Here is a 469-nt window from a genome sequence, read left to right as displayed (position 1 = left end):
AAGCGCCGGTAAGGTGATATGAACCGTTATAACCGGCGATGTCCGAATGGGGAAACCCAGTGTGACTCGTCACACTATCATTAACTGAATCCATAGGTTAATGAGGCGAACCGGGGGAACTGAAACATCTAAGTACCCCGAGGAAAAGAAATCAACCGAGATTCCCCCAGTAGCGGCGAGCGAACGGGGAGGAGCCCAGAGCCTGAATCAGCATGTGTGTTAGTGGAAGCGTCTGGAAAGGCGCGCGATACAGGGTGAGAGCCCCGTACACAAAAGCGCATATGCTGTGAGCTCGATGAGTAGGGCGGGACACGTGGTATCCTGTCTGAATATGGGGGGACCATCCTCCAAGGCTAAATACTCCTGACTGACCGATAGTGAACCAGTACCGTGAGGGAAAGGCGAAAAGAACCCCGGCGAGGGGAGTGAAACAGAACCTGAAACCGTGTACGTACAAGCAGTGGGAGCC

At 53.7% G+C, this 469-nt stretch carries 1 rRNA gene; it reads left to right on the top strand.

The annotated features are described in order from the left end of the window. Positions 1 to 469, top strand: a 23S ribosomal RNA gene (locus AC3G3F_RS23875); the annotation flags it as partial.

The organism is Salmonella sp. FC25216 (assembly GCF_057751355.1).
The sequence above is the reverse complement of the archived record's forward strand: the minus strand, read 5'-3'. Positions and strand labels throughout refer to the sequence as shown.